24 protein-coding genes, 1 tRNA gene and 1 pseudogene are annotated in these 24,475 nt (G+C 60.3%); 11 read left to right on the forward strand and 15 right to left on the reverse strand.

Translation table 11 applies throughout. The features are described from left to right. Positions 1–8 precede the first annotated feature (8 nt). Complete coding sequence (locus tag BWR18_RS17160) at positions 9–665, reverse strand: transglycosylase domain-containing protein (RefSeq protein ID WP_076629649.1); 657 nt, start codon at positions 663–665, stop codon at positions 9–11. Positions 666–1,263: 598 nt separating this feature from the next. Here BWR18_RS17160 and BWR18_RS17165 point away from each other — a divergent pair. Then, entirely contained in the window at positions 1,264–1,839 is a 576-nt protein-coding gene (locus BWR18_RS17165; RefSeq protein ID WP_083957746.1) for a class I SAM-dependent methyltransferase, read from the forward strand. Between the two features lie 472 nt (positions 1,840–2,311). Here the strand turns inward: BWR18_RS17165 and dmeF are convergent, their stop codons facing one another. Together dmeF and BWR18_RS17175 are read right to left on the reverse strand one after the other, a co-directional pair. After that, on the reverse strand, positions 2,312–3,268 hold the full coding sequence (gene dmeF, locus BWR18_RS17170; RefSeq protein WP_076630390.1) for a CDF family Co(II)/Ni(II) efflux transporter DmeF: 957 nt from the start codon (positions 3,266–3,268) through the stop codon (positions 2,312–2,314). Positions 3,269–3,297: 29 nt separating this feature from the next. Then, positions 3,298–3,570: a metal/formaldehyde-sensitive transcriptional repressor gene (locus BWR18_RS17175; protein WP_076629651.1), complete on the reverse strand. Its 273-nt coding sequence runs from the start codon at positions 3,568–3,570 to the stop codon at positions 3,298–3,300. A 145-nt stretch (positions 3,571–3,715) separates the two neighbouring features. Between BWR18_RS17175 and BWR18_RS21770 the strand changes: the two genes are divergently transcribed. From BWR18_RS21770 to BWR18_RS17190, 3 genes are all read left to right on the forward strand, one after another. Beyond that, on the forward strand, positions 3,716–4,108 hold the full coding sequence (locus BWR18_RS21770) for a hypothetical protein (RefSeq protein WP_157598814.1): 393 nt from the start codon (positions 3,716–3,718) through the stop codon (positions 4,106–4,108). Between the two features lie 384 nt (positions 4,109–4,492). Beyond that, positions 4,493–5,395 carry a LysR family transcriptional regulator gene (locus BWR18_RS17185; RefSeq protein WP_076629653.1) on the forward strand — a complete coding sequence of 301 codons (903 nt, stop codon included), beginning with the start codon at positions 4,493–4,495 and terminating at the stop codon, positions 5,393–5,395. After that, positions 5,392–6,135 (forward strand): sulfite exporter TauE/SafE family protein, encoded by a 744-nt coding sequence (locus BWR18_RS17190; RefSeq protein WP_076629654.1) that lies wholly within the window; start codon positions 5,392–5,394, stop codon positions 6,133–6,135. The genes BWR18_RS17185 and BWR18_RS17190 overlap by 4 nt, the downstream gene beginning before the upstream one ends. Positions 6,136–6,142: 7 nt before the next feature. Here the strand turns inward: BWR18_RS17190 and BWR18_RS17195 are convergent, their stop codons facing one another. The 7 genes from BWR18_RS17195 to BWR18_RS17225 are packed head-to-tail and all read right to left on the reverse strand — an operon-like array spanning position 6,143 to position 11,663. Next, positions 6,143–6,889 carry a sulfite exporter TauE/SafE family protein gene (locus tag BWR18_RS17195; protein WP_076629655.1) on the reverse strand — a complete coding sequence of 249 codons (747 nt, stop codon included), beginning with the start codon at positions 6,887–6,889 and terminating at the stop codon, positions 6,143–6,145. A 7-nt stretch (positions 6,890–6,896) separates the two neighbouring features. Next, positions 6,897–7,562 (reverse strand): fumarate hydratase C-terminal domain-containing protein, encoded by a 666-nt coding sequence (locus BWR18_RS17200; protein WP_076629656.1) that lies wholly within the window; start codon positions 7,560–7,562, stop codon positions 6,897–6,899. After that, positions 7,559–8,515, reverse strand: coding sequence for a fumarate hydratase (locus tag BWR18_RS17205; RefSeq protein WP_076629657.1), 957 nt, complete (start codon positions 8,513–8,515; stop codon positions 7,559–7,561). The genes BWR18_RS17200 and BWR18_RS17205 overlap by 4 nt, the downstream gene beginning before the upstream one ends. Beyond that, on the reverse strand, positions 8,512–10,269 hold the full coding sequence (locus BWR18_RS17210; protein WP_157598816.1) for an L-aspartate oxidase: 1,758 nt from the start codon (positions 10,267–10,269) through the stop codon (positions 8,512–8,514). The genes BWR18_RS17205 and BWR18_RS17210 overlap by 4 nt, the downstream gene beginning before the upstream one ends. A gap of 1 nt (position 10,270) precedes the next feature. Continuing rightward, positions 10,271–10,621 carry a succinate dehydrogenase, cytochrome b556 subunit gene (gene sdhC, locus BWR18_RS17215; protein WP_076629658.1) on the reverse strand — a complete coding sequence of 117 codons (351 nt, stop codon included), beginning with the start codon at positions 10,619–10,621 and terminating at the stop codon, positions 10,271–10,273. Next, positions 10,618–10,950 (reverse strand): succinate dehydrogenase, encoded by a 333-nt coding sequence (locus BWR18_RS17220; protein ID WP_076629659.1) that lies wholly within the window; start codon positions 10,948–10,950, stop codon positions 10,618–10,620. Before BWR18_RS17220 ends, sdhC begins: the two co-directional genes overlap by 4 nt. Beyond that, positions 10,950–11,663, reverse strand: coding sequence for a succinate dehydrogenase/fumarate reductase iron-sulfur subunit (locus BWR18_RS17225; RefSeq protein ID WP_076629660.1), 714 nt, complete (start codon positions 11,661–11,663; stop codon positions 10,950–10,952). The genes BWR18_RS17220 and BWR18_RS17225 overlap by 1 nt, the downstream gene beginning before the upstream one ends. Before the next feature lie 125 nt (positions 11,664–11,788). Between BWR18_RS17225 and BWR18_RS17230 the strand changes: the two genes are divergently transcribed. Beyond that, complete coding sequence (locus BWR18_RS17230; RefSeq protein ID WP_076629661.1) at positions 11,789–12,616, forward strand: nitroreductase family protein; 828 nt, start codon at positions 11,789–11,791, stop codon at positions 12,614–12,616. Positions 12,617–12,619: 3 nt separating this feature from the next. On the opposite strand, the gene BWR18_RS17235 is transcribed toward BWR18_RS17230, so the two are convergent. Next, entirely contained in the window at positions 12,620–13,654 is a 1,035-nt protein-coding gene (locus BWR18_RS17235) for a zinc-binding dehydrogenase (RefSeq protein WP_076630392.1), read from the reverse strand. 93 nt (positions 13,655–13,747) lie between these two features. On the opposite strand from BWR18_RS17235, the gene BWR18_RS21775 reads away from it, so the two are divergent. Continuing rightward, complete coding sequence (locus BWR18_RS21775; RefSeq protein WP_157598818.1) at positions 13,748–13,924, forward strand: hypothetical protein; 177 nt, start codon at positions 13,748–13,750, stop codon at positions 13,922–13,924. A 145-nt stretch (positions 13,925–14,069) separates the two neighbouring features. Here BWR18_RS21775 and BWR18_RS21780 read toward each other — a convergent pair. Together BWR18_RS21780 and BWR18_RS17245 are read right to left on the reverse strand one after the other, a co-directional pair. Further along, positions 14,070–14,185, reverse strand: a pseudogene (locus BWR18_RS21780) (IS5/IS1182 family transposase); the annotation flags it as partial. Positions 14,186–14,660: 475 nt separating this feature from the next. Then, positions 14,661–14,747 (reverse strand) — tRNA-Leu (locus BWR18_RS17245). Positions 14,748–14,950: 203 nt separating this feature from the next. Between BWR18_RS17245 and BWR18_RS17250 the strand changes: the two genes are divergently transcribed. Continuing rightward, entirely contained in the window at positions 14,951–15,931 is a 981-nt protein-coding gene (locus BWR18_RS17250; protein ID WP_076629662.1) for a complex I NDUFA9 subunit family protein, read from the forward strand. Here BWR18_RS17250 and BWR18_RS17255 read toward each other — a convergent pair. Continuing rightward, a complete protein-coding gene (locus tag BWR18_RS17255) occupies positions 15,928–16,731 on the reverse strand; it encodes an undecaprenyl-diphosphate phosphatase (protein ID WP_076629663.1) in 804 nt (267 codons plus the stop codon). The two genes, BWR18_RS17250 and BWR18_RS17255, sit on opposite strands and share 4 nt — an antisense overlap. Before the next feature lie 212 nt (positions 16,732–16,943). On the opposite strand from BWR18_RS17255, the gene BWR18_RS17260 reads away from it, so the two are divergent. From BWR18_RS17260 to gltB, 4 genes are all read left to right on the forward strand, one after another. Further along, positions 16,944–18,386 (forward strand): NAD(P)-dependent oxidoreductase, encoded by a 1,443-nt coding sequence (locus tag BWR18_RS17260; RefSeq protein ID WP_076629664.1) that lies wholly within the window; start codon positions 16,944–16,946, stop codon positions 18,384–18,386. Positions 18,387–18,499: 113 nt separating this feature from the next. Next, positions 18,500–18,937 (forward strand): GFA family protein, encoded by a 438-nt coding sequence (locus BWR18_RS17265; protein WP_083957747.1) that lies wholly within the window; start codon positions 18,500–18,502, stop codon positions 18,935–18,937. Beyond that, complete coding sequence (locus BWR18_RS17270; protein WP_076629665.1) at positions 18,934–19,638, forward strand: hypothetical protein; 705 nt, start codon at positions 18,934–18,936, stop codon at positions 19,636–19,638. Before BWR18_RS17265 ends, BWR18_RS17270 begins: the two co-directional genes overlap by 4 nt. Continuing rightward, a complete protein-coding gene (gene gltB / locus BWR18_RS17275; protein ID WP_076629666.1) occupies positions 19,635–24,164 on the forward strand; it encodes a glutamate synthase large subunit in 4,530 nt (1,509 codons plus the stop codon). The genes BWR18_RS17270 and gltB overlap by 4 nt, the downstream gene beginning before the upstream one ends. Here the strand turns inward: gltB and BWR18_RS17280 are convergent, their stop codons facing one another. Continuing rightward, positions 24,165–24,398 (reverse strand): hypothetical protein, encoded by a 234-nt coding sequence (locus tag BWR18_RS17280; RefSeq protein WP_076629667.1) that lies wholly within the window; start codon positions 24,396–24,398, stop codon positions 24,165–24,167. It abuts the gene before it with no gap. Positions 24,399–24,475 lie beyond the last annotated feature (77 nt).

Genomic DNA, 24,475 nt, shown 5'->3' on the forward strand with positions numbered 1-24,475 from the left:
GCATGCGTTTATGCGCAGCCGTCAAGCCAGACACCCCCTTGACCGTCCGGGCTGCAATCGCCCGACAGGAGCCTTGAGATCCGAGATGCACGTTCATCAAGTGCCCCATCGGCTTCAAGCAGCCGAAACTGCCCCGGCGCGATCAGCACTGCCAGAAGGCGATGATACTCTTGATTGTTGAGCTCCCCGAGGGCTCGGCCGTAGATACTTTCACTTGCCTGAAAGAACCCTGTCATCCATCCCTCAGGACCCCGTCCCATCTCGACGGTATCGAGCCAGAGCGCTAGGATTTGAACCTTGTTCAGTCGGTCTTCTAGGCCAATGGCAAAGCCCGTCTGGCGTATCTTGCCGATCCCGGGGCGAAATTCCTCGAAACCCAGGCGCTTTGACAGCGATTGGGAAATCGTCGTCAGCCCCGCTCCCGCCGTCGAAAGATCGACACCGCCGTGGTCCAGAAAACCGGGATCTTGCACCAAGATGAGTGGCCGAAGGCGTTCGACGCCCAAGCCGTCCGGCCCCATACCTTCGGCTATCAAGGCATCTGCACGCGCCGCAAACTCGTCCGACTTGCGAACGGCGTCCCAGTATCCAAAAGCGCCATAGCCGAACACTCCGGCACCAAGGAGGAGCAACAAGCTCACTGCAATCTTGAATGCCCGTCTCATGCCCACACCACATCATCAACACGTTCTGTTTTTCCGAGGTTACAGCGTGCGAGACACAACTCAAACAACCAGCCTTCGCCAGTGGCGGTCGCTCGTAGTCTCCGCAGCATAGGTCTCGTTGGGGCTCGCGGCCGCCTTGCGGCGGTGCGGCAACATAAGATGGTCTGCAACAAGGGTAACCAAGTCGGGTGGGCCGTTCTGCTAACCTTTATGCTGGCGCAGAGGCTGCTGTATACTTGCCCGACTGGAACAAGTGCGGAGGTCTGGTAGGTATGGTTTGCGAGGTCGAATTTGCTCGGCTCGGAGACGTCGAGTGGATTGACGATGCCCTCATCAACTTTTGGTGCAGTCCTCTCATCGTCGTTAACGTCAAGGCCGTCGATGCGACCAAAGAGAAATGATGAGTAGCGAGGCCTCCACTGGGGCTGCTTGTATTTCGTGACATACCCGACAACGGTTTCGAAATGATCTCCAAATTCCTGCAGCCTTATGTTTAGCATGCTGCTTTACGACCCAATTAAATGGCGGTGCCAAGTCTGATCCATACTCTGATCCTGGGGCGCAAGATCACGCCCTTCAGGAACGGATTGCAGCAGCTATGGAGGCCCGTTGTCTTGAGCCCGGGCAGATCGCAATTCGCAGAGCTTACCTGAGCAACTTGAGCCTTCCAAGCGATGCACATGCATTGGAATTGGGATCCGGCACAGGCCATGTAACGAAAGATCTATTGAATCTTGCAGGCGCAAAAACCGCGCACGGGCTCGAACCTTCGCCAGTGATGGTCGCACGGGCCAAGAAGAGTTTTGGTGATGATGCGCGGCTAACTTTCGAGATCGGGGATGCCAAGAGCACTGGCTTTGAAGACGCCTCGTTCGATCTTGTGCGCATGCATACACTGCTGTGCCATGTTCCTGGACCCGAAGATATTGTTCGCGAAGCGTTTCGTATTTTGAAGACGGGGGGTGTCTTGGCTATCTGCGACGGCGACTACAACACGGCAACGGCCCAGATTGCAGATTTCGATCCGCTGCATCAACTCGTCCGTTTAATGATCAATCAAAACGTCACGAACCTTTGGATCATGCGTCAAATCCCTGGAATCCTTTTAGAAACCGGCTTTGAGCTTGGGGCGTGTACAGGGCATGGATATGTTGCCGCAAAAGAAGCGACGTAATTTCTGACCGTCATTGACCGGGGCGCGGATCGCATGGTCGAAGAAGGTGTGATGTTTCCCGAAACAGCGAAGGCATTGAAGGCAGGGGCAAGACGCAGGGTGTGTGAAAACACCTTTTTCGGCTTCATGTCTTATGTAAGCCAGACTGCCACAAAGCCTTAGGGTCTGGATTCGCAACCAATAATGGCGGTCGCTGCGAAAGCGATGGCACAAAGAAAGACCCCGGGACAGCGATCATAGCGGGTCTTCAGGCCCCCCAATCCTTGAGTTGGCCAAGATGATCTTAATGCGGTTGCGCAATTTGCCGCCTGGGCTACCGGCGCGTAATGGCGGCGCTCACACCGATGATCCCAAGCCTACGAAAAACCGGCGACGATTGACGTTGGTGTAGTCCTGAGAACGATTGAGCTTACAATGATCGGGGCCGCGCCCAAGACAGGAGATGGGACCGCCCAGCCCAGCTAAGCCGTGATCATGCGGCCCGGCCAACCTGATGCACTTCCACGGTGGTATGCGACACCTGATCGATGTGGCTGATCATTCCCTTGTATTCAGCGACTGTCTTGGGGGTATCTGAGGCAATCGAGGCGATAACCGAGTAATGGCCGGGACCAACCTGCCATATATGCAAATCTGTGATCTTGTCGGGGCCGGTCTCGATTGCTTTACGTACTTTTGTTTCGATATGCCCACCTTCGGGAACGCGATCCAGCAGGACACCGCCGGAGTCTTTGATAAGTCCCCATGACCAACGCGAAATCACAATCGCGCCGACAATCCCCATCACCGGGTCAGCCCAGAACCAACCGTAGGCACGACCCAGAAGAAGGGCGACGATGGCCAGAACCGATGTCAGTGCATCGGCCAAGACGTGCAGGTAGGCCGCTCGAAGGTTGTTGTCCTGCTCATGGTGATGGTCGTGATCGTGGTGATGATGTTCATGGCTGTGACCGTGATGATGGTGGTGGTGATGGTCGTCACGCAGCAGCAACGCACTTAGCAAGTTCACAAACAACCCAATCACCGCAACCAAAATGGCTTGATTGAAACTGATTGGCACAGGCTCCACGAGCCTTTGAAAGCTCTCCCAGCCGATCAGAAGCGCGATGAGCGCCAAGATCACCGCACTCGCAAAGCCAGCCAGATCACCGACCTTGCCGGTGCCGAATGTGAACGCCCGATTGTCGGCGTTCTTGCGCGCATACCGATAGGCGAGCACCGCAATTAACATGGCAGCGGCATGCGTGGACATGTGCCAGCCGTCAGCGATCAACGCCATGGAGCCGAACCAATGACCCGCTGTGATTTCCACAACCATCATGGTGGCGGTCAATGCAATCACAAGCCAAACGCGGCGCTCGTTTCGCTCTTGGTTCGCACCCAAGAAGACATGGTCATGTTCGAACGCATCTGCCGTTTTCTGGTTCATTGCTTGGTCCTTCTCGACAGTCTCTCCCGTCATTTGAGGTAAGATTTCAAAATCTGGATCATCTCTTCTGCGCCCTGTTCGCGAGCGGTATCGTCGGCGGCGTCAACAACATGGCTGCGGAGGTGCTCTTCGAAGACTTCGTTCGTCAGCCCTGTCATGGCTCCACGAATGGATGCGATCTGCCGCAACACTTCCGCGCAGTCGGCATCCGCTTCCAAAGCGCGTTCAACACCCTCAACCTGCCCTTTGATCCGCCGCAAGCGGGAAATCAGCTTTGAATTGTCACGACTGAGATGGCTCATTCTCATCCTTGAAATATAATATAGGGGGGTATACTAAATTTCTCGCAGCTGACAAATACGTCGAACATACGTGAACCTAGCTAGAAAACTCGCAAGCCGACATTCGTGCGTTGCGCAGCATCCGCTAAAGTGAACGCGCTGCCCGTTGCTGCTGAAACATGGTCGTAAGTCTTGTCCAAAGCGGCGAACCGCGCGAACCGTCCGCCGAACTGGGTTAAATATCGACGCGCTCAGCAATGCTTCTCGTATCTTTACGCTCGACAACCGAGGTAAAGCGACTGCACGCGGCGCGACCCTCAAAGTATTTTTCGACCTTTTGTTAAATCAATCCGTAGACGGAAGCGGAACAACGCAACGCGAAACAGCGAAAGCCGGTTTGACGGAGGTTGGAGCAAAAACCCACGAAGTCCGCCGGCTCAATGGTAAGATATTTATCACCGACACCAATCAATTGTGCATTGGTTTGCGCAAATGGTTAAGTGCCGGTTGGAAAGAGCGATATGCGCCCCATGAAACATCAATCGCTTATGCAGAGTAACACTTATAACATGACATCCCGTGATCAAAGAAAGCCTTGGCGTCCGCGACACGCGATAACGGCTCAAGCCCACAGCATGCCAAAAGCAAGACGCGTCCCGCCCGGGCACATTCTCCTTTGGTTTGGTGTGCATAGTCCGGACCCAGATCACCTGCAAAAGCAAAGGTCTAACTGTCGATGAACTGCAATTTCGTGTCATGAATGGATCGCGATATGTGGTTTCTCGAAATGCGTAGAGCAAAATGGAGCCACGACCGTCGTGTCATCTTACACCAAATGGCGTCGCGACGTGGTATTTGATTGGTTGAGCGCAAGTTCAGCTTGCGTTTTTGTGCCTTTGCTCGTTTGTTTTGAAAGACTGGCTTTCGGAAGGGGCGTGAGGACATGACGATACGCCTTTTGCGCACGCTTGTTGCCGTGGCGGACCACAAGACCTTTACCGCTGCCGCCGAGGCCGTACATGTCAGCCACGCCGCCGTGAGCCAGCAGATGCAGAGCCTTGAGGCAGATCTGGGTCTGACCCTGTTCAATCGGACCACCCGCACCCCCGAATTGACGCCCGTCGCGCACGAGGTCGTCGCGAGGGCGCGCCTCCTTTTGGCCGATTACGATAATCTGGTGCCTTCGGTGCTGGCCGATGGCGGGTTGAGCGGTGTGCTGAAGCTAGGTGCCCTGGGCACAACGCTGACGGGGCTGACGCCACAGGCGGTTGCCATTTTCAAGGGGCGGTTCCCCGCCGTAGGGTTGCACATTCGTCCGGCGCTGACCGGCGCGTCCCTGGCGGAGATCGAGCGGGGCAATCTGGATGCTGCCCTGATCACCAAGCCGCATCTGATGCCCACCGGCATTGTCTTTCGTCCGCTGGCGGAAGAGCCCATGCATTTGATCGCAGCGTGTGAGGAGCCCGAGGATGATCCGCTGACGCTGTTGCGGACGCGTCCCTATATCCGGTTCAACCGCAATGCGGTGCTGGGCACGCTGATCGACAACTGGATCCAGTCGAGGCGCATTCGCGTGTCCGAGACGATGGAGCTGGATAGCCCGGAGGCTATTGCAAGCATGGTGTATGCCAATCTGGGGGTGTCCATCGTGCCGGACCTGACCGTGAAGCCTCTGGAAAGCGCGCCAGTCAAGCAGTTGGCCCTAGGGCCGGATGGGCCCACGCGGGTGCTGGGCCTTGCCTATCCCGAAGATCAGATCAAGACGCGCGCGGTGGACGAGCTGTTCCGGTCCTTTGAAACCGTTATCGCCCGCGCGCAGGCGGATGGCAGAGCGACGCCTGCATGACGTACGAGGTGATCCTGTTGCTGATCATGGGCGCCGCTGCCGGTGGGTTCATCAACGGTTTGTCCGGCACCGGTACGGCGCTGTTTGCGTTGGGGTTTTATCTGGTGGTCCTGCCGCCCACGACATCCGTGGCGATTGTGGCCTTCATGTCCGTACTGGTCGGACTTCAGGGCATGTGGATCGTGCGCGCGTCGATCTTTGCCCGCCGTGATCGGCTGTTGCGGTTCATTCTGCCGGGGCTGTACGGTGTCCCATTGGGGCTGATCCTGCTGGATGTTGTCGACAGTGGCACGCTGCGCGTCGGGATTGCCGTGTTCCTGATCGTGTATGGCGGGTATTTCGGCTTTCGTGCGGCTCTGCCCTCTTTTTCGCGGCGCACGCCTGTGATCGACGGGGCCGTCGGTTTTCTGGGGGGCGTGTTCGGCGGTGCGGCTGGTGTGTCGGGGGCGTTGCCGTCCATGTGGCTGTCCATTCGTCCGTGGACCAAATCCGAGACGCGCGCGGTGCTGCAGCCCTTCAACATGACGATGCTGACGACAACGGTAACCTTGCTGTTTTTGCGCGGTGCCTATGATCAGACCGCGCTGAAGGCATTGGCCGTGACCATTCCTTGCGGCCTGCTCGCGGCGCAGGTGGGTATCGCGGTCTTTCGTCGCCTCAGCGACACTGGATTCCGCCGTCTGCTGATCCTTCTGACGCTTGCGATGGGCGTGGGCATCCTCTTGAGCGAAGCGGCATAGCCGCGCATCACCTCAAGAGCGCGCCCAACACCAGGTTTGCCCCCAGCACCGAAAACGCGCCAAGGAAATACGTTTTGAACCGTTCGGGGTCTGTCCGGTGTCTCAGGCGTTCGCCCACAGAAAACCCAATGAGCGCCGGGATCAGCAAAACCGCCGAGACCGCCAGATCGGGGGGCGCACTGTGTCCGACGGCGATGAACATGACAAATATCGACACGCTGCCTGCCGCGATCAGGAACCCCAGCGCCTGCACGAAGGCATCGCGTTCCAGCCGGAGGCCTGTCAGATACATGGCCAAGGGCGGGGCCCAAGCGGCGGTCAATCCGCCGACCAACCCGGCGATGACGGCGCTCATCCCTTCGAACAGGCGCACACGGTGGTCAGGGATCGCGGGCACGATGTTGCGCCAGCTGAAAAAGCAGAACGCCAAAACGAAAACACCCAGAACGACGCGCAGAAATCGGTCCGGCGCAGATTGGCTGACCCAGACGGTCGCCGCCACGCAAAGGCCCAAAATCACCGCATAGCGCCAATGCTGTTTGATGCATCCCGCCATGTCCGGCCCGCGCCAGAACTGCCAGACATTGCTGAGCAGCATTGGGATCACGATCAGTGTGACGGCAGACCGCGCATCCAGCTGGAGGGTCAGCAGTGCCAGCGCCACGGTGGGCATCCCGAGCCCGATAAAGCCCTTCACCGCCCCGGCCAGCAGCAGGACGGCGCTGGCGAACGCGATCATGGACAGGTCAGGCATGGACGCTTCAGATCACTTCATCCGTGCGATCGTCACTTTCGCCGTATCGTTTGAGGACGGCGGGTTTGGTGCCTTCATACACCCGCGCCACATTCTCTGCGATCTTGGCGTTTTCGCGTTCGAACAGGCAGTCGCCATTCATGTCGGAGGCGACGATGAACGGTCCCATCTTGTTGCATTTGATGACCCACATGGCCTGAGCCAAACCCAGCTCTTCGTTCCAGTGGACGGCTTCCACGTTTTCCACGCCCCGCCCGAGCAGCGCGCCGGTGCCGTAGCCGACGGTGGAGAGGTAGACGGCGCCGTTTGGGACGAAGTATTCCTTGTAGTCCTTGGACGTCATGCCGCCCTTGCCGACGATCAGTTTGGCGCCGGTCTTGGCCATCCATTCGGGCAGCCACTTGGCAAAGCGGAAGGAGGCGGTGGCCGTCACCGCCCCCATTTCAAAGCTGCCGTCGGGGTTGATGCGGGCGGCGGGCGAGCAATGGAAGTTGGCCGCCGACTGGCTGGGCAGCTCCATAGGAATGTTCGCCTTGTCCTCCAGCGCGCGCATGTAGACGCCCTCGCGGGCGGTGTACATAAGGCCATCTAGGTAGACGACATCGCCCAAGCGCAGATCAGCGATGGCGTCGTCGGTTGGCGTGGTGGAGAGACGAACTTCGCGGGGGCTCATTCTGCGGCCTCTTTCTGTGGTTCCCACTCGACCGTTTCGCGGCGCTGGTAATCTGTGAACCAGTCGGGGTCTGTACGGTGTTCCACCCGCCCGTCGGCATGGATACGGGCCACTGCGCGGCGGGAGGACAGGCAGAAGGCGTGAACCGACATCGGCATGCCGCCGGTGTGGCAGTACCCGACCTCGATGTTGCAGTCGATTACCATGTTCTTGCCCACGAAGCCCATTGCGCCCATGCCGATGGAGTTGCCCAGTTCCTTGAACTCATCCTCAATCTTAGCAATGCGGGGGTCGGAGTTGCGGCTGCCGACGGTGCGCAGGATCGACGCCCGTTTGCCCAGGACCATGCAGATATCTTTTGACCCGCCCAGCCCGATCCCGATGATCGCGGGTTGGCAGGCAAGGCCGCGTTTGCCGAACGCCATCAGCGTGTCGAGGTAGAACCGCTTGATCCCCTCCATCCCGTCCGAGGGGAAGAGCATGCGGTAGTCGGTGCCGAACAGGCCCCCCTTGTGGACCGTGATCAGGTCGATCCATTCGCCTTCCGGCTCGAACCCGTATTCGATCTCGGGTGCGCCGATGCCCACATTGTTGTCGTGATCCGTGCGCCAGAGCGGGTGCACGCGGTTGGGGCGCAGGGGCACGCCATTGGTGGCGTTTGCCGTGGCGCGGCGCAAGGCGGCTTCAAGCGCGACCATCCCGCCCTCAACCCGCGCGTCGTTGCCCATCTTCACGAACCAGCGGGGGACACCGGTGTCGCCGCACATCGCGCGGCGATCTTCCTTAGCTGCTTCGTAGTTTTCCAGCATGGCCTTAAGGACGAAGGAGGAGAGGTCGCCATCCTCGGTTTTGGCCGCGTGTTGGAGACCGTCGAGGTAGTCCTGCGGGATTTCGATGGCCGCCTTGTCCATGAGGACTTCGGCGGTAGATTGGATGAGGGAGATGGGGATCATTGTGCTGCCACCAATGTTTCGGGTTCGCCTTCGGGCAAGATCGTTTCGCCGGGGCGGACGATGGTGAATTGAACGGGTTCGCGGGTGACCTTGACCTTACCGCCGTCAAGCGTCGCCACCGTGAACTCGCTGTCTTCCATCGCGCCGGGCAATGGGAAATCTTCGCGGTAGTGCGCGCCACGTGAATTTTCGCGTGCAATCCCGGCTTTGGTGATCACTTCGGAGATGTCGCAGAGCGAGCGGAGGTTCAGCCAATCATGCCAAGTGAGGTTGAAGGCGAGGTTGGTGGCATCAACGCCCACATCCATCAGCGCGTCTGACACCTGCGCGATACCGCCCAACCCGCGCGCCATCCCTGCTTTGGTTCGCATCACACCAACCTCTTCCCACATGAGGTCCTGTAGCTGCTTGCGCAGCGGCAGGATCAGATCGGGTTTGCGGGTCAGGGGGAAGGTGGCGCGTTCGAATTCGGCGGCCAGCACGTCTTCATCCGGGTCGCGCAGGGTCATCGCGCCCACGTCGCGGCCCATCGTGTCGCCTGCGATGCCACCATAGACCGTAGAATTGGCCACCCCGTTGCCGCCCAAGCGGTTCGAGCCATGCGCGCCGCCCGCGTCTTCGCCCGCGACGTACAGCCCTTCCATCGCTGTCCGCGTATCCACATCGACCACCACGCCGCCCATGAAATAGTGCGCCGTTGGCACCACCTCGACCTTGCCCGCGGCCAGATCGAAGCCGCTGTCGGCGCAGCGTTTGACCATGCCCTTGAACTTCTCGGCCACCCAGTCGGGGCCAAGGTGGGACATGGAGATGAACACGCCGTCCTGATCCGGATTGTTGTTCTTGCGCATCTCGGCATAGATACCGCGGCTGACGACGTCGCGGGTGGCGCGCTCGCCCTTGCCGTCGTAGTCGAACATGAAGCGTTGGCCGGCGTGGTTGATGAGTTGCCCCCCGGCGCCGCGCAACCCTTCCTCAAGCACCGTTCCGGTCATGCGTGTATGATCCCCGGCCAGAAGGCCCGTGGGGTGGAACTGTACCATCTCCATATCGCGGAGTTTCAACCCTGCGCGCAGGGCCATGGCGAGGCCGTCCATCGTCTTGTCACCCGAGGGCGTGTGATACTTGTACATCGTCGGGCCACCGCCGGTGGCCATCAGCACGGTCTTGGCCCGCACCAGACGGAAGCGTCCGGTGCGCATGTCGATCATTAGGACACCGGCCAAAGAGCCGCGATCCTTGGTCGGGATCAGACCGACAGCGCGGTGCTCTTGCATTTTCTCGACACCGCTGGCGAGGACCTTTTCCATAAGCCGGTTGATGATCTCGATCCCCGTCAGGTCGCCCTTGTGCACGGTGCGGTCGGCGGTCTGGCCCGCAAACGCCTTTTGGTGCAGCGACCCGTCCGGGTTGCGGTCAAAAAAACAGCCGACTTCGTTCTCCAACTCGCGGATGCGCACCACGGCCTGTTCACACAACCGCCACGCCATGTCCTGATTGGGTAGCCACTTGCCCCCTTGGATCGTGTCCATGAAATGCCGTTCGACCGTGTCGCCGCCACCAAGGGCGACGTTGTAGCCGCCCTGCACCATGCGGGTGCAGCCGCATTTGCCGATCAACCCTTTGACTGCGATGGTGATCTTGGTGCCTGCGGGCGCGGTTTGCTGGGCGTGGAGGGCCGCGAACAGGCCCGCGCCCCCCGTGCCGAGGATTAGGATGTCTGTGTCGTGGCGTTCAATGTCCGACAGTCTCATGTCATACCGCCTGCATCAGAAAGAGTGTTGCAATCAGGAAGGACAGCGCCGTCGCGCCTGCCGCGAGCGTCTTTTGCGGGGGCGTCCACGGCAGCCATTCCATTGCCATCAGGCGCAGTCCACCGAACATGTGAACGGCCAACAGGAAGACAAGGCCAAATTCGGCCAGCTTGACCGCGCCAATGTCTGTGAAGGCAAGAAAACCGTCGAGCCGCGCGGGGTTCGTGAGTGCGAGCGACAGGATCCAGAAGTGGAAGGGCAGGAACAGGGCAAGGCCAATGCCCGACACCCGGTGCAGGATGTAGGCCAGCCACAAGGGGTGCGCGCGGGATGTGATGCCAGCGGCCCTCATGCGAATGTCACGGCCCAGACGGCGCGTGCTCCCAATGCAAACAGGCCCAGCCCGATGGCCCACATGGCCGCGTCGAGTGCGGCGCCCTTCAGTCCGCCCCATTCATGCGCGACGGCGCGCACTCCGATTGCGCCATGGATGGACACGGCCACGACAAACAGGCCGTAGAACAGGAACCAGGCCACTGACCCTTGGGTGCGCCCCAGGATTTCGGCGGCGCTCAGGCCCCCTTGGATGGCGTAGATCATCACGGCGATGTGGCCTATCACAAGCGGCGCCATCAAAAGTGCGGTGATCCGTTGCAGCATGTAAAGGCGCAGGCTCAGCATCAGCGACCCCTTCGGAAAAACGATCTGGCCGTTTCGCGTTTCAGCCCGGCGATGGCGGACATCGGGTCCAGATCGTTCGGGCAGTACGTGGTGCAAGATCCCATCGCGTGGCAATTGTGGCAGCCGCCGGTGCCCGATACCGCGTCCAGGATGGCCAAGCGCCCTTCGTCTTTGGCGTCGTTCAGCAGAGTCCACGCGCGTTGCAGGGCGGCGGGGCCAAGGTAATCCGGATTGCCCGCAACCGTGTCGCAAGCGGCGTAGCAGACGGAGCAGTTGATGCACTCGATCCCGGCATTCGCCTCAACCCGCGCGGCGCTGGTTTCGTCTACTGCTGCGATGGGGTCGTCGCGGGTCAGGGCGCCGTGGTGCACCCCTTCGGCGCCGACCCACTTGTCAAAGAACGGGTCCATGTCGACCACCAGATCCTTGACCACCGGCAGGTTGCGGAGGGGGCCGATGTTGACCGCGCCGTCTTGCACGACCTTCGACACATGTGTCCGGCACGTCCAGCGCGGCACACCGTTGACCATCATCGCGCAACTGCCGCACATCCCGACGCGGCAGGCAAAGCGATAGCTGAGTGTTGGGTCTGCGTTCTGCTGGACCCAAGAGACGACGTCGAGCACGGTTTGGTTGTCATGCGCGGGCACATCGAACCTGTCCGGCCCGGATGCGCCGCGGTCGATTGTCACCGTGAGCGTTTTCGACGTCATGCCTTGCTTGGTCTTCCGCTGGGTTCGAAGTTCATGCAGAGTATAACGGACAGGATAGCTTAAGAAATGCGAATTTCCGTGAAGGTTTCTGTCAGAACTTCTTACGAAAAGGCATTGTGTCCCCTATGAGCCAGACCAATCTGACCCAGGCATTTGCAGCACGCTACAGCGACGTGCCGGTATCTTGTGCGGATGGCGCTGCACTTGTTCAGTCTATGGCGGCGCGCGGATCCTGTCGCGCCTTTGAAGATCGGGCCATTCCTGACGACGTTCTGGACACTTTGTGCGCCATCGCGATGGCATCGCCGACCAAAAGTGATCTGCAACAACGTGACATCGTCATGCTGAAGTCATCAGATCAACGCCAGCAACTGGCTGCGCTTGTCGCGGGGCAGGCTTGGGTGTCAGATGCCCCGATGCTGCTGGTGTTTTGCGGCAACAATCGGCGGCAGCGCCTGCTGCATGACTGGCACCGCGTTCCCTTTGCCAATGATCATCTCGATGCGCTGATCAATGCAACAGCGGATGCTGCTATTGCGCTGGGGGCCTTTGTCACTGCAGCAGAGGCGCTGGGTTTGGGCTGTTGTCCCATCAGCGCTGTGCGCAACGATGCAGAGGCCGTGTCGAACCTGTTGGGTCTGCCCGATCACGTATTTCCCTTTGCCGGGCTGGCGCTTGGGTATCCTGCGGCCCCGCCGACCATATCCAAGCGGTTGCCGTTGCGCGTCACGTGCCATGTCGACCGTTACGAAGAGGAGGGCCTGCGCGCTGCGGTCGAAGCGTATGACACGGATCGCGCCGCCGCGCAGCCATACTCCAAACAGCGGTTCGTGGACCGGTTTGGGCATACCGAACCCTATGGGTGGTCCGATGACAAGGTCCGCCAGTACAGCGCACCGGAGCGGGCCGAGTTTGGCGCGTTCATCCGCAAGCGTGGCTTTTACCTGGATTAACGCTCAGTTCAGCAGATCGGTGATGACAGCCGTGCCCGGCGGCGTCGGTCCGTGCATCGCGCGCAGTTCGGCGCTTGCGCCGGACAGCGGCACCTCGCGGGCGACCATGGGGTTCAGGTTCACATCCCCCCGTTCAATCATCTCGAGCAGCGTGGGGTATTTCCAGGTGGGCATCCCGCGCGTTCCAAAGAAGGACAGTTGTTTGGCGTAGATGCCGCGCATGTTGATCTCCATCATGCCGGACCCGGCAGGCATGCCGACATGCACGTGACGGCCCAAGGTGCGCAGACAGTCGATGGAGGCGTTGGTGGTTGCCGCAATCCCCAGCGCCTCGACCGAGACATGGGCGCCGCCGCGTGTTATGTCGCGGATCGCTTCGGCCGTATCGGTGGTCGCCGCATTTACGGCAGCATCCGCGCCCAGCCCGGTGGCATGCGCCAGCTTTTCTTCGACCACATCCACCACGACGACCCGAGCGCCCAGCATCTTGGCCAAGAGCAGAGTGGCGAGCCCGATGCCACCCGTTCCATGGACGGCGACCCATTCGCCCGCCCGCACATTCGCCCGATCCGTCAGCGCGTGCCATGCGGTTGTCACGCGGCAGCCGAGCCCTGCGGCCAGCGCGGGTGACATAGTGTCTGGCAGGTGGACCAAGTTGTGATCAAATGGAACGGCAACATATTCCGCATAGGCGCCCGGCGTGCCAAAGCCCGGCACGATCTGGTTTCCGCAAGTGTTGGACACACCCGTATGGCAGGCGGGGCAATCGCCGCAGGACAGGATGAAGGGCGCGATCAGCTTGTCGCCGATAGCATGCTTGGCCATAGGGCCTGCCGCCACCACCGTGCCGCAATACTCATGGCCCAAGATCGACCCGTTCTGCACTTTGGGATGCTCGCCGGTCCAGCCGTGATAATCGGACCGGCACACGCCGCAGGCCGCAACCTTTAGCACGACACCGTTGTCCGGGCAGTCGGGATCCGGAACGGTTTCGATCGACAAATCTTCGTTGAATGTGCGCACGACAGCTGCTTTCACGGGCTCCCCTCCCTCGTCCGGCATTATCTGAAGTGGTACGCGTGCGGCCCCGAAACGCAAAGCAATTTGAGTAACCTGAGCCTGGGGAATGTGATGCACATCGTTCCGTTGGCTGCGACAGTTGTTGTTGAGACGACTGTGGCGCTATCAACCGTCGAAACGCTGGAAGAGCAGATGAGCGAGAAAGAGCGGGACTATCGCGGATCCATGACCGTCTGTGTGAAGTCGAGACAAACGCTGCCACGCCGGGTCGGGATTTTAAGGCCATGAGCTACGCCATGGGAATGACTGGTGCTCAGATAAACGAGAACAACAGGCTGTTTGGGCAACTCCTGGCGCACCGATGACAGACTTGTCCCATGATGCCTTCTTCCATTCCAAAGAAGAGATTACACCGTCAAACCGTGGGATCAAACACGTTCGGCAAGCCGCTGAGCAAGGCGCGTGACCTGATGTAATCGCTCACCTGTCCGGCGGTCACGAACCGATCAAGCGGCGTCCTTGGCTGTCGCAGATGACATGTAGTTTGGCCCCGCTAAGCGCCTTGGTCGCCGGGTTTACTGGCCGTTGATTTTCGAAGGTTGGTCGGGAGCTTGGGTAACTTGTCACGGACAGCATGACCGGCGCGACAACAAAGGCCCGCCACCTCTATTTTTATAGGTGCCGAGAGTGTTCCGTCGAAGTTCCCCAAAGGACGCGTGGCGGCTTGTCCGGGGTTCAGGCTGTTGGGAGCGCCATTTTTGCGCGGCGGGGATATTCTGATCCTAAGCGATTTGACCGCATTGGGGCAGAGGTCAAACCTGCAGGCCGCGCACCTTGCACTTGCAGCACTATTTGCCAGCCGGGAGGCGTGACGCCGATTGGCGATAATGCCGCAGAGATGCCCAGCACGCTCAAGTGACGCAGTGGGTCGCGCAATGCGGTGCCGGGGGTTCAAACCTCCGGGCGGGCAAAACCTCCGCTTCCATTTTCAAGCGCCTGAAACATAAGAGAAAATTGGAAGGATTGGTGCCCAGAAGAGGACTCGAACCTCCACGTCCATACGGACACTAGCACCTGAAGCTAGCGCGTCTACCAATTCCGCCATCTGGGCACGGGTTGGTGGAGCGTCGTTTAAGCGTGGCGACAAGGGGTGTCAATCCGATTCTCAGGCCTGACCCGGCGGAAATCGTGGGAGCCTCTGGCAGGGGGTTTTGAAACGGGGAAGTAGGAGAGGGCCCGCGCCAAATTGGCGTCTTGTCTGTGGGCCGGGCGGGGGATAGACCACCGTGCAAAGCTGTGCGCGAGGAGCGAGCGATGTCCAAGCTGGTCACGATCTATGGTGGGTCCGGTTTTGTCGGGCGGTATATTGCCCGACGCATGGCCAAGGCCGGATGGCGTGTCCGCGTCGCGGTGCGCCGCCCGAACGAGGCGATCTTTGTCAAACCCTATGGCGTTGTGGGGCAGGTTGAGCCGGTGTTGTGCAACATCCGTGACGATGCATCTGTGGCGCAGGTTATGATGGGCGCCGATGCGGTTGTGAACTGCGTTGGGATCTTGGCCAAGCAGGGCAAGAACACGTTTGATTCCGTGCAATCTGACGGTGCGGCGCGTATTGCGCGCATCGCGGCAGAGCAGGGTGTCGAGAAGATGGTGCATGTCTCTGCCATCGGCGCGGATGCCGACAGTGGCAGCGACTACGCGCGCACCAAGGCAGAGGGCGAAGCAGCCGTGTCGGAGCATATGCCAGGTGCGGTTATTCTGCGTCCATCCATCGTCTTTGGGCCCGAAGACCAGTTCTTTAACCGCTTTGCGTCAATGTCCCGCCTGGGCCCGGTCCTGCCTGTTGTGGGCGCCGACACCCGTTTTCAACCGGTCTATGTGGATGATGTGGCGAAGGCTGCGGAAACGGCGCTGATCACACCGGTCGAGCCTGGCGTTTATGAATTGGGCGGTCCTGATGTCAGCACGTTCCGCGCGCTGATGGAAACCATGTTGCACGTGATCCGGCGCCGCCGGGCGGTGGTCAACATCCCGTTTTGGTTGGCGTCGATCATGGGGCTTGGGTTTGACACGCTGAACGCGTTGACGCTGGGGCTGATCCCGGCGCAGATCACGCGCGATCAGGTGCGCAACCTGCGCAGGGACAATGTCGTTGCCGACGATGCAAGGGGCTTTGACGCGCTGGGTATCAAGCCGGTTGCCATGGCGTCCGTCCTGCCGGAATACCTGTGGCGCTTCCGTCCATCGGGTCAGTATGACGCCATCAAGGAAAGCGCCAGGAACCTGCGCACCTAAGTGTAGGCCCAGATGAGCAAGCCAATGCCTAGAGCGACCCTATAGACCACATAGGGAGTAAAGCTGACGGTTTTGAGTAGGCGCATCATCAGCACAAGCGCGGCCAGGGCGGCCAAAAATGCAAAGGCTGCGGCGATCACTGCGTCTCGCATGACAGCCCAGTTTGCTTCGGCAATGACATCTATGCTCAGCACTGCGCCCGAGGCGAGAATAACCGGGATCGACATCAGCATCGACAGTTTTGCAGCCCCCTCTCGTTCATATCCAAGGGCGCGGGCGGCGGTGATCGTGATGCCGGACCGCGACGTGCCGGGGATCAACGCGAGGCACTGGGCCAGCCCCATGATCCCGGCATGCGTGATCGTCCAGCGCTCTGCCGTGCGTTCGGTCGGTCCGCGCTTGTCTGCCCAGTAGAGCACGAGGCCGAAGATCAGCATGGTCCAGCCGATGACGGCGGCGCTGCGCATGGCTTCGTCCAGCCCGGTGACTTTGATGACAACGCCTACGATCAGCGCGGGAATCGTTGCGGTCACAAGGCAAAGCGCTAGAAATGCGCCCTGGGTGTCGACCTTGCGTCGGGCCAGACGGGTCAGACCGTGCGCAGCGACCCGGACATCGGCCCAGAAGTAGAGAATGACAGCCAGCAATGTGCCCACGTGCACGGCCACGTCGATTGCCAACCCCTGATCTGGTGTGCCCGTCAGTGTTGGCAACAAGATAAGGTGGCCTGACGACGACACAGGCAAAAACTCGGTCACGCCCTGAATGATAGCTACCATCAGAAGTTGAAAAAGAGTCATGGCGCCTGCGTCCCTATGTTATGGTGACGTTACAAGCCTCTGATTCTGAACGCAAAGCCAGAATATAGGTCCGGTTCGGATATATATTTCGCGCAAAAGTGTGACTTTGCCGCGCTCCATTGGCCATAAAACACAAAATATGTCATAACTACTGACTTTTAATTCCGATCGCTATGCAATAAACGGCGCGGACTGACTGTGGAGGGACAGCTTTGGCCGAACAACCCATGCTTAAGTTCGTGAAGATCGAACGTGACATGCCTGAAAAGCGTGACGCAGATATACGCCGGGAAGATTTCCGCGAGATTTACGCCGAGTACGCCGATGCCAAGGCCAAGGAGCAGGCATCGCGCTGCTCGCAATGTGGCGTGCCCTATTGCCAGTCGCATTGCCCGCTGCACAACAACATCCCCGATTGGCTGAAGCTGACGGCCGAGGGGCGCTTGCGCGAGGCGTATGAGGTAAGCCAGGCGACCAACACGTTTCCCGAGATTTGTGGCCGTATCTGCCCGCAGGACCGCCTGTGCGAAGGCAATTGCGTGATCGAACAGTCGGGTCACGGCACCGTCACCATCGGGTCGGTTGAGAAGTATATTACCGATACGGCATGGGAAGAAGGGTGGGTCATGCCCATCGCACCTTCGGCGGAACGTGCTGAATCTGTTGGAATAATTGGCGCGGGGCCCGGCGGGTTGGCAGCGGCGGATGTGCTGCGCCGCGCCGGTGTGCAGGTCACCGTCTACGACCGCTATGACCGCGCGGGCGGGCTGATGACCTATGGCATCCCGGGCTTCAAGCTGGAGAAGGACGTGGTCATGCGCCGCAACCAGCAGCTTGAGGCGGGTGGCGTGACGTTTAAGCTGGATTGCAATGTGGGTGAAGACATCTCGTTTGATGAGATCCGGGCCGCCCATGATGCGGTCATCATTGCCACCGGAGTCTACAAGAGCCGCGACCTGGCGATGCCGAACGGAGAGGCGCAAGGCATTGAAAAAGCGATTGATTTCCTGACTGCGTCCAACCGGAAAAGCTTTGGCGATGACGTCGCGGACTTTGACAGTGGCCGCCTGAATGCCGAGGGCAAGAAGGTGGTTGTGATCGGTGGGGGCGACACGGCGATGGACTGTGTGCGCACGTCGATCCGGCAGGGTGCGACGAGCGTGACGTGCCTGTATCGCCGGGACCGGGCCAACATGCCGGGCAGCCAGCGCGAAGTGCAGAATGCCGAGGAAGAAGGCGTTGTGTTTGAATGGCTTAGCGCGCCCAAAGGGTTCACCACCGACGGCGACAAGGTCGCGGGCGTGATGGTTCAGAAGATGCGCCTGGGTGCCCCCGATGCGACGGGTCGTCAGGCGCCGGAAGTCATTGAAAATGCAGACTATGTCGAGGAAGCGGACCTTGTGATCAAGGCTCTGGGCTTTGAGCCGGAGGACCTGCCGACCCTGTGGAACACCGACGGTCTGGACGTGACCCGCTGGGGCACGATCAAGGCGGAATTCACGACAGGCAAGACCGCGGTCGAGGGTGTCTATGCCGTGGGCGACATCGTGCGCGGCGCGTCCCTGGTGGTCTGGGCCATCCGCGATGGTCGCGATTGCGCCGAGGCGATCCTGCAGAAATTCGGTGCGGGCGAAACCGTCATGGCCGCTGAATAGACCCGAAACTGGCGGTACACGCCGCGTGCACAACCTGTGCACAAAGTATGCACCGCCCTGTCACACATTGAGATCACATAGGTCAGCAAGGCTGACAGATCAGGGAGCGTCAGATGATCAAGGAAGGAGGATGCCTGTGTGGAGCCGTGCGTTTTGTCGCCCGCAACGTGCCGTCCACCTTTGGCATCTGTCATTGCGAGGCGTGCCGCCGCTGGACCGGATCGGCGCTGTTCGAGGTGAGCGTGAAGACCGACGATCTGAACTGGACAGGAACCGAGCATATTGCGACCCGTCAAACCAGCGACTGGGCGGAACGTGCGTGGTGCCGGGAATGTGGCACCGCCCTGTATTTCCGACAGACAAAAGAGGGCGAGTGGTTTGGTGGCACGGACCTGCCGCTTGGCCTGTTTGATGATCCCAATGGTTTCACATTGACCCACGAGATCTTTGTCGATCACGCGCCCGACGGTATCTGCCTGAAAGACAGCGGCCAAAAGCGGCTGACCCGCGCCGAGGTGATCGCGCTGAACCCGGATGTGGCAACGATATGAGACGCCTTGCCACCATACTGGCCGTGCTGGTCGCGAGTGCCGTGCAGGCGCAGGATGATCCGTTGGTGTTCACTCCGCCGCCGGGGTGTGTCGGTGATCTGACCATCCAGCAGCGCAGTTGCGAAGTCATGCACATTTACAATTGCGCCGCGGATACTGCCGGTGAGCGGTGGAACATTGTCTTTGATGCCCATGGCCCTCGCTACATGGGCAAGGTCGACCGGGAAACGCAATGGCTGGAAAGCTATGACCTGTTTCCGACGAAACGCTATGTGCTGGTGCAGCCCGCCGATGATCCCTTGAACCTGACCGAGCTGATGGAGACGGGCACCGATTCCTATGATTTCCAGCGGCGCGGGCCGGACGAGGTACAGCGTTTCGTCGGGTACGACCGGATCGTGTCCGAAAACGTTGTGATCGACGGTGAGACGCTGCTGAAGACCGAGTTTTCCATGCGCCGCGAAAGCACCAAGGAAGGTGATTTCACCATGGCAGGTACAGAATATGTCGTGCCGCGCCTGCGTCACTTCATCTCCGGGACGTACCGGATCAACCGCGATGGCGCGATCGAGGAGTGGGATCTGTCCCCTATCGACTTCATCTATCCGGGCGAGCCCGGATTTTTCGCCACGACACCCCTCTATGAATGCGAGCCGACGCTGGCGCGTTACGCAAGCCCGACGAAAGGAACCGACCAATGACCAAATATGATGCCGACTGGGTCCGCCGCGAGGAAGCAAAACGCTCGTTCATGGCCGAAAACGGTCTGTATTCCGAGGCTGAGGAGCATTCGTCCTGTGGTGTGGGCCTTGTGGTGTCCGTGGACGGGTCGAAAAGCCGGGCTGTCGTGGAAAACGGGATCAAGGCGCTGAAGGCGATCTGGCACCGCGGTGCTGTCGACGCCGATGGCAAGACCGGCGATGGCGCGGGCATTCACGTGCAGATCCCCGTGTCGTTCTTTTATGATCAGGTCGAGCGGACCGGCCACACCCCCAACCGCGATCAGTTGCTGGCCGTCGGTCAGGTGTTTCTGCCTCGCACCGATTTTGGCGCGCAGGAGACCTGCCGGACCATCGTGGAATCCGAAGTGCTGCGCATGGGCTACTACATCTATGGGTGGCGGCACGTGCCGGTGGACATCGCTTGTCTGGGTGAAAAGGCGAACGCGACCCGGCCCGAGATTGAGCAGATCCTGATTTCAAATTCCAAGGGTGTGGATGAAGAGACGTTTGAGCGTGAGCTGTATGTCATTCGCCGCCGGATCGAAAAGGCCGCCGCGGCCGCGCAGGTGCCGCAGTTGTATATCGCGTCATTGTCCTGCCGGTCGATCATTTACAAGGGCATGATGCTGGCCGAGCAGGTGGCGGAGTTTTATCCCGATCTGCTGGACGAGCGGTTCGAGAGCGCCTTTGCCATCTATCACCAGCGCTATTCCACCAACACGTTCCCGCAGTGGTGGCTGGCACAGCCGTTCCGGATGCTGGCCCATAATGGCGAGATCAACACGCTGAAGGGCAACCTGAACTGGATGAAATCGCACGAGATCCGGATGGCATCCGGTGCGTTTGGCGATATGGCGGAGGACATCAAGCCTATCGTCGCCAACGGGTCGTCGGATTCGGCAGCGCTGGATGCCGTGTTCGAGGTGTTGGTCCGCGCAGGCCGCAATGCGCCGATGGCCAAGACGATGCTGGTGCCCGAATCGTGGTCCAAGCAGGCGATTGAGCTGCCGCAGGCGTGGCGCGACATGTATTCCTACTGCAATTCGGTGATGGAGCCGTGGGACGGTCCCGCTGCCCTTGCCATGACGGATGGCCGTTGGGTCTGTGCCGGGCTGGACCGGAACGGGCTGCGCCCGATGCGTTATGTCGTGACCCGCGACGGGATGGTCATTGCCGGGTCAGAGACCGGGATGGTGCCGCTGGAAGAGTCGAACGTGGTTGAAAAGGGCGCTTTGGGCCCGGGTCAGTTGCTGGCCGTCGATATGGTCGAGGGCAAGCTGTACCACGACACCGATATCAAGGATCAGTTGGCCGCCTCGCAGCCATTTGGCGCGTGGGTTGGCAAGATCACGGACCTTGAGGGTGAATTGTCCGGTGTGACCGAGAAAGCGCTGTTTGATGGTGAGGCCCTGCGCCGCCGTCAGATTGCGGCCGGGTATTCGATTGAGGAGTTGGAGAACATCCTGGCCCCGATGGCCGAGGACGCGAAAGAGGCGCTGGCGTCGATGGGGGATGACACGCCGTCGGCTGTGTTGTCGAAGAAATATCGGCCGCTGAGCCACTTCTTCCGTCAGAATTTCTCTCAGGTGACGAACCCGCCGATTGATAGCTTGCGCGAGTATCGGGTGATGAGCCTGAAGACGCGGTTCGGGAACCTCAAGAACGTGCTGGACGAGTCGAGTGCGCAGACCGAGATCATCACCCTCGACAGTCCGTTCGTCGGCAATGCGCAGTGGGACAAGCTGGTCAGTTCCTTCAATTCGGCGCTGGTCGAGATTGACTGCACGTTCGAGCCGGGTGTCGGCGCGCTGAGCGCGGGGCTGGCCCGTGTGCGGGCCGAAGCCGAGGATGCCGTGCGCTCGGGCGCGGGGCATATCGTGCTGACGGACCAGCATTCGGATGCCGACAAGGTGGCGATGCCGATGATCCTGGCGACCTCTGCCGTGCATTCGCATCTGACCCGGAATGGCTTGCGCACCTTCTGTTCGCTGAACGTGCGGTCGGCTGAGTGTATTGATCCGCATTATTTTGCTGTGCTGATCGGGTGCGGGGCGACCGTTGTGAACGCCTATCTGGCGGAGGATTCCCTGGCGGATCGGATTGATCGCAACCTGCTGGACGGGACGCTGACCGAAGCGGTGGCGCGGTATCGGAACGCGATTGATCAGGGCTTGCTCAAGATCATGGCGAAGATGGGGATTTCCGTGGTGTCCTCGTACCGTGGTGGCCTGAACTTTGAGGCCGTGGGCCTGAGCCGGGCGATGGTGGCGGAGTATTTCCCCGGCATGACCAGCCGCATCTCGGGCATCGGTGTGACGGGTATTCAGTCGAAGGCGGAAGAGGTTCATGCGCAAGGGTGGACCGGCACGAATGTGCTGCCCATTGGCGGCTTCTACAAGGCGCGGGCCAAGGGGGAGACCCACGCGTGGGAAGCGACCTCGATGCATATGATGCAGATGGCCTGTAATCGCGCGTCGTTCGAGATGTGGAAGCAGTATTCGGCCAAGATGCGGTCGCAGCCGCCCATTCACTTGCGCGACCTGATGGACATCAAGCCGTTGGGCAAGCCGGTGCCGCTGGAAGAGGTGGAAAGCATCACCTCGATCCGGAAGCGGTTCGTGACGCCGGGCATGAGCTTGGGCGCGCTGAGCCCGGAGGCGCACAAGACGCTGAACGTGGCGATGAACCGGATTGGCGCGAAGAGTGACTCGGGTGAGGGCGGCGAGGATCCGGCGCATTTCCAACCGGAGCCCAATGGCGACAACCCGTCGGCCAAGATCAAGCAGGTCGCGAGCGGTAGATTTGGTGTGACCGCCGAGTACCTGAACCAGTGCGAAGAGCTGGAGATCAAGGTGGCGCAGGGGGCCAAGCCCGGTGAGGGGGGGCAGTTGCCCGGCATGAAGGTCACGGACCTGATCGCGCGGCTGCGGCATTCGACCAAGGGTGTGACGCTGATTTCGCCGCCGCCGCACCACGATATTTACTCGATCGAGGATCTGGCGCAGCTGATCTATGACCTCAAGCAGATCAACCCGCGCTGCAAGGTGACGGTGAAGCTGGTGGCGTCCTCGGGCGTGGGTACGATTGCCGCAGGTGTGGCCAAGGCGAAGGCGGACGTGATCCTGATTTCGGGTCACAACGGAGGGACCGGTGCGTCGCCTGCGACGTCCATCAAATACGCGGGTCTGCCGTGGGAGATGGGGTTGACCGAGGCGCATCAGGTTCTGAGCATGAACAACCTGCGCGACCGCGTGACCCTGCGCACCGATGGCGGTTTGCGCACGGGTCGTGACATTGTCATGGCGGCGATGCTGGGGGCCGAGGAATACGGCATCGGCACTGCCGCCCTGATCGCGATGGGCTGTATCATGGTGCGTCAGTGCCAGTCGAACACCTGCCCCGTGGGCGTGTGTACGCAGGACGAGAGCCTGCGTGCGAAGTTCACCGGGAACGCGGACAAGGTGGTGAACCTGATCACCTTCTATGCGCAAGAGGTGCGCGAGCTGCTGGCGCAGATCGGTGCGAGATCTATGGATGAGGTGATTGGCCGAGCGGACCTGCTGGCGCAGGTGTCGCGCGGGTCGGCCCATCTGGATGATCTGGACCTGAACCCGATGCTGATCACCGTGGATGGCGCGGCGGACATCGTTTACAACCGGGATAAGGATCGCAATGCGGTGCCGGATACGCTGGACGCGCAGATCGTGCGGGATGCTGCGCGGTTCCTGGAGGATGGCGAGAAGATGCAGCTGTCTTATGCGATCCAGAACACGCACCGGACCGTGGGCACGCGGACCTCAAGCCATATCGTGCGCAAGTTCGGAATGCGCAACGCGTTGCAGCCTGACCACCTGACCGTGAAGCTGACTGGCAGTGCGGGGCAGTCGTTGGGTGCCTTTGCGGCACCTGGGCTAAAGCTGGAAGTGTCAGGCGACGCCAACGACTATGTGGCCAAGGGCCTGTCGGGCGGAACCGTTGTGGTGCGTCCGCCGATGTCATCGCCCATCGTGGCCGCCGATAACACGATCATCGGCAACACGGTGCTGTATGGCGCGACCGACGGCTATCTTTTTGCTGCCGGTCGGGCCGGCGAGCGGTTCGCCGTGCGCAATTCGGGCGCAACAGTGGTGATCGAAGGCTGTGGGTCGAACGGGTGCGAATACATGACCGGCGGCGTGGCCGTGATCCTGGGCGAGATCGGCGCCAACTTTGGCGCGGGCATGACGGGCGGCATGGCGTATCTGTACGATCCCGACGGCAAGGCCGAGGCGTTGATGAACATGGAAACCTTGGTGACCTGCCCGGTAACTGTGGATCATTGGAAGGCGCAGTTGGAAGGTCTGTTGGAGCGGCATCTGGAGGAAACCGGCAGCGTCAAGGCCGCCGATATCCTGCAGCATTGGGACACTGAGCAGCACAACTTCCTTCAGGTTTGTCCGAAGGAGATGCTGGACAAGTTGGCGCATCCCATCAGCCTGGAAGACACGGCCATTCCGGCGGAATAGCTAGTCCTTGGGCTGGGCGACCATCTTGGTCGCCTGGTCCTTGCTGCCCACATGGGTGTTTTCGGCCAGAATGTCGGCCACTTTGCTGGGCATGGTGCCGAGCTTGTTGGCGATCACGTGGTCTGCGTCGCCGCCCCATTTCAAGACCCAGACAAGGGCGGCATCGGTTGCGTTGAGCACGCGGTATTGCGGGGCGATGGCGCCGGGTTGGACGCCGTTTGTGCTTTCGATCATCTCCTGTCTCCGAGTACGAGCGGTGCCCTCACCCGGAACGAGGCTAGCAGAATCGGTTAACACGCCGAAGCGATTAA

This window comes from Tateyamaria omphalii, from assembly GCF_001969365.1.
Taxonomy (GTDB): Bacteria; Pseudomonadota; Alphaproteobacteria; order Rhodobacterales; family Rhodobacteraceae; genus Tateyamaria; species Tateyamaria omphalii_A.

Bases quoted from the DNA above. Each gene is read 5' to 3' on its own strand.
- BWR18_RS17160 (WP_076629649.1), bottom strand. From the start codon at position 665: ATGAGACGGGCATTCAAGATTGCAGTGAGCTTGTTGCTCCTCCTTGGT.
- BWR18_RS17165 (WP_083957746.1), top strand. From the start codon at position 1,264: ATGGAGGCCCGTTGTCTTGAGCCCGGGCAGATCGCAATTCGCAGAGCT.
- dmeF (WP_076630390.1), bottom strand. From the start codon at position 3,268: ATGAACCAGAAAACGGCAGATGCGTTCGAACATGACCATGTCTTCTTG.
- BWR18_RS17175 (WP_076629651.1), bottom strand. From the start codon at position 3,570: ATGAGCCATCTCAGTCGTGACAATTCAAAGCTGATTTCCCGCTTGCGG.
- BWR18_RS17185 (WP_076629653.1), top strand. From the start codon at position 4,493: ATGACGATACGCCTTTTGCGCACGCTTGTTGCCGTGGCGGACCACAAG.
- BWR18_RS17190 (WP_076629654.1), top strand. From the start codon at position 5,392: ATGACGTACGAGGTGATCCTGTTGCTGATCATGGGCGCCGCTGCCGGT.
- BWR18_RS17195 (WP_076629655.1), bottom strand. From the start codon at position 6,889: ATGCCTGACCTGTCCATGATCGCGTTCGCCAGCGCCGTCCTGCTGCTG.
- BWR18_RS17200 (WP_076629656.1), bottom strand. From the start codon at position 7,562: ATGAGCCCCCGCGAAGTTCGTCTCTCCACCACGCCAACCGACGACGCC.
- BWR18_RS17205 (WP_076629657.1), bottom strand. From the start codon at position 8,515: ATGATCCCCATCTCCCTCATCCAATCTACCGCCGAAGTCCTCATGGAC.
- BWR18_RS17210 (WP_157598816.1), bottom strand. From the start codon at position 10,269: ATGAGACTGTCGGACATTGAACGCCACGACACAGACATCCTAATCCTC.
- sdhC (WP_076629658.1), bottom strand. From the start codon at position 10,621: ATGAGGGCCGCTGGCATCACATCCCGCGCGCACCCCTTGTGGCTGGCC.
- BWR18_RS17220 (WP_076629659.1), bottom strand. From the start codon at position 10,950: ATGCTGAGCCTGCGCCTTTACATGCTGCAACGGATCACCGCACTTTTG.
- BWR18_RS17225 (WP_076629660.1), bottom strand. From the start codon at position 11,663: ATGACGTCGAAAACGCTCACGGTGACAATCGACCGCGGCGCATCCGGG.
- BWR18_RS17230 (WP_076629661.1), top strand. From the start codon at position 11,789: ATGAGCCAGACCAATCTGACCCAGGCATTTGCAGCACGCTACAGCGAC.
- BWR18_RS21775 (WP_157598818.1), top strand. From the start codon at position 13,748: ATGCACATCGTTCCGTTGGCTGCGACAGTTGTTGTTGAGACGACTGTG.
- BWR18_RS17250 (WP_076629662.1), top strand. From the start codon at position 14,951: ATGTCCAAGCTGGTCACGATCTATGGTGGGTCCGGTTTTGTCGGGCGG.
- BWR18_RS17255 (WP_076629663.1), bottom strand. From the start codon at position 16,731: ATGACTCTTTTTCAACTTCTGATGGTAGCTATCATTCAGGGCGTGACC.
- BWR18_RS17265 (WP_083957747.1), top strand. From the start codon at position 18,500: ATGATCAAGGAAGGAGGATGCCTGTGTGGAGCCGTGCGTTTTGTCGCC.
- BWR18_RS17270 (WP_076629665.1), top strand. From the start codon at position 18,934: ATGAGACGCCTTGCCACCATACTGGCCGTGCTGGTCGCGAGTGCCGTG.
- gltB (WP_076629666.1), top strand. From the start codon at position 19,635: ATGACCAAATATGATGCCGACTGGGTCCGCCGCGAGGAAGCAAAACGC.
- BWR18_RS17280 (WP_076629667.1), bottom strand. From the start codon at position 24,398: ATGATCGAAAGCACAAACGGCGTCCAACCCGGCGCCATCGCCCCGCAA.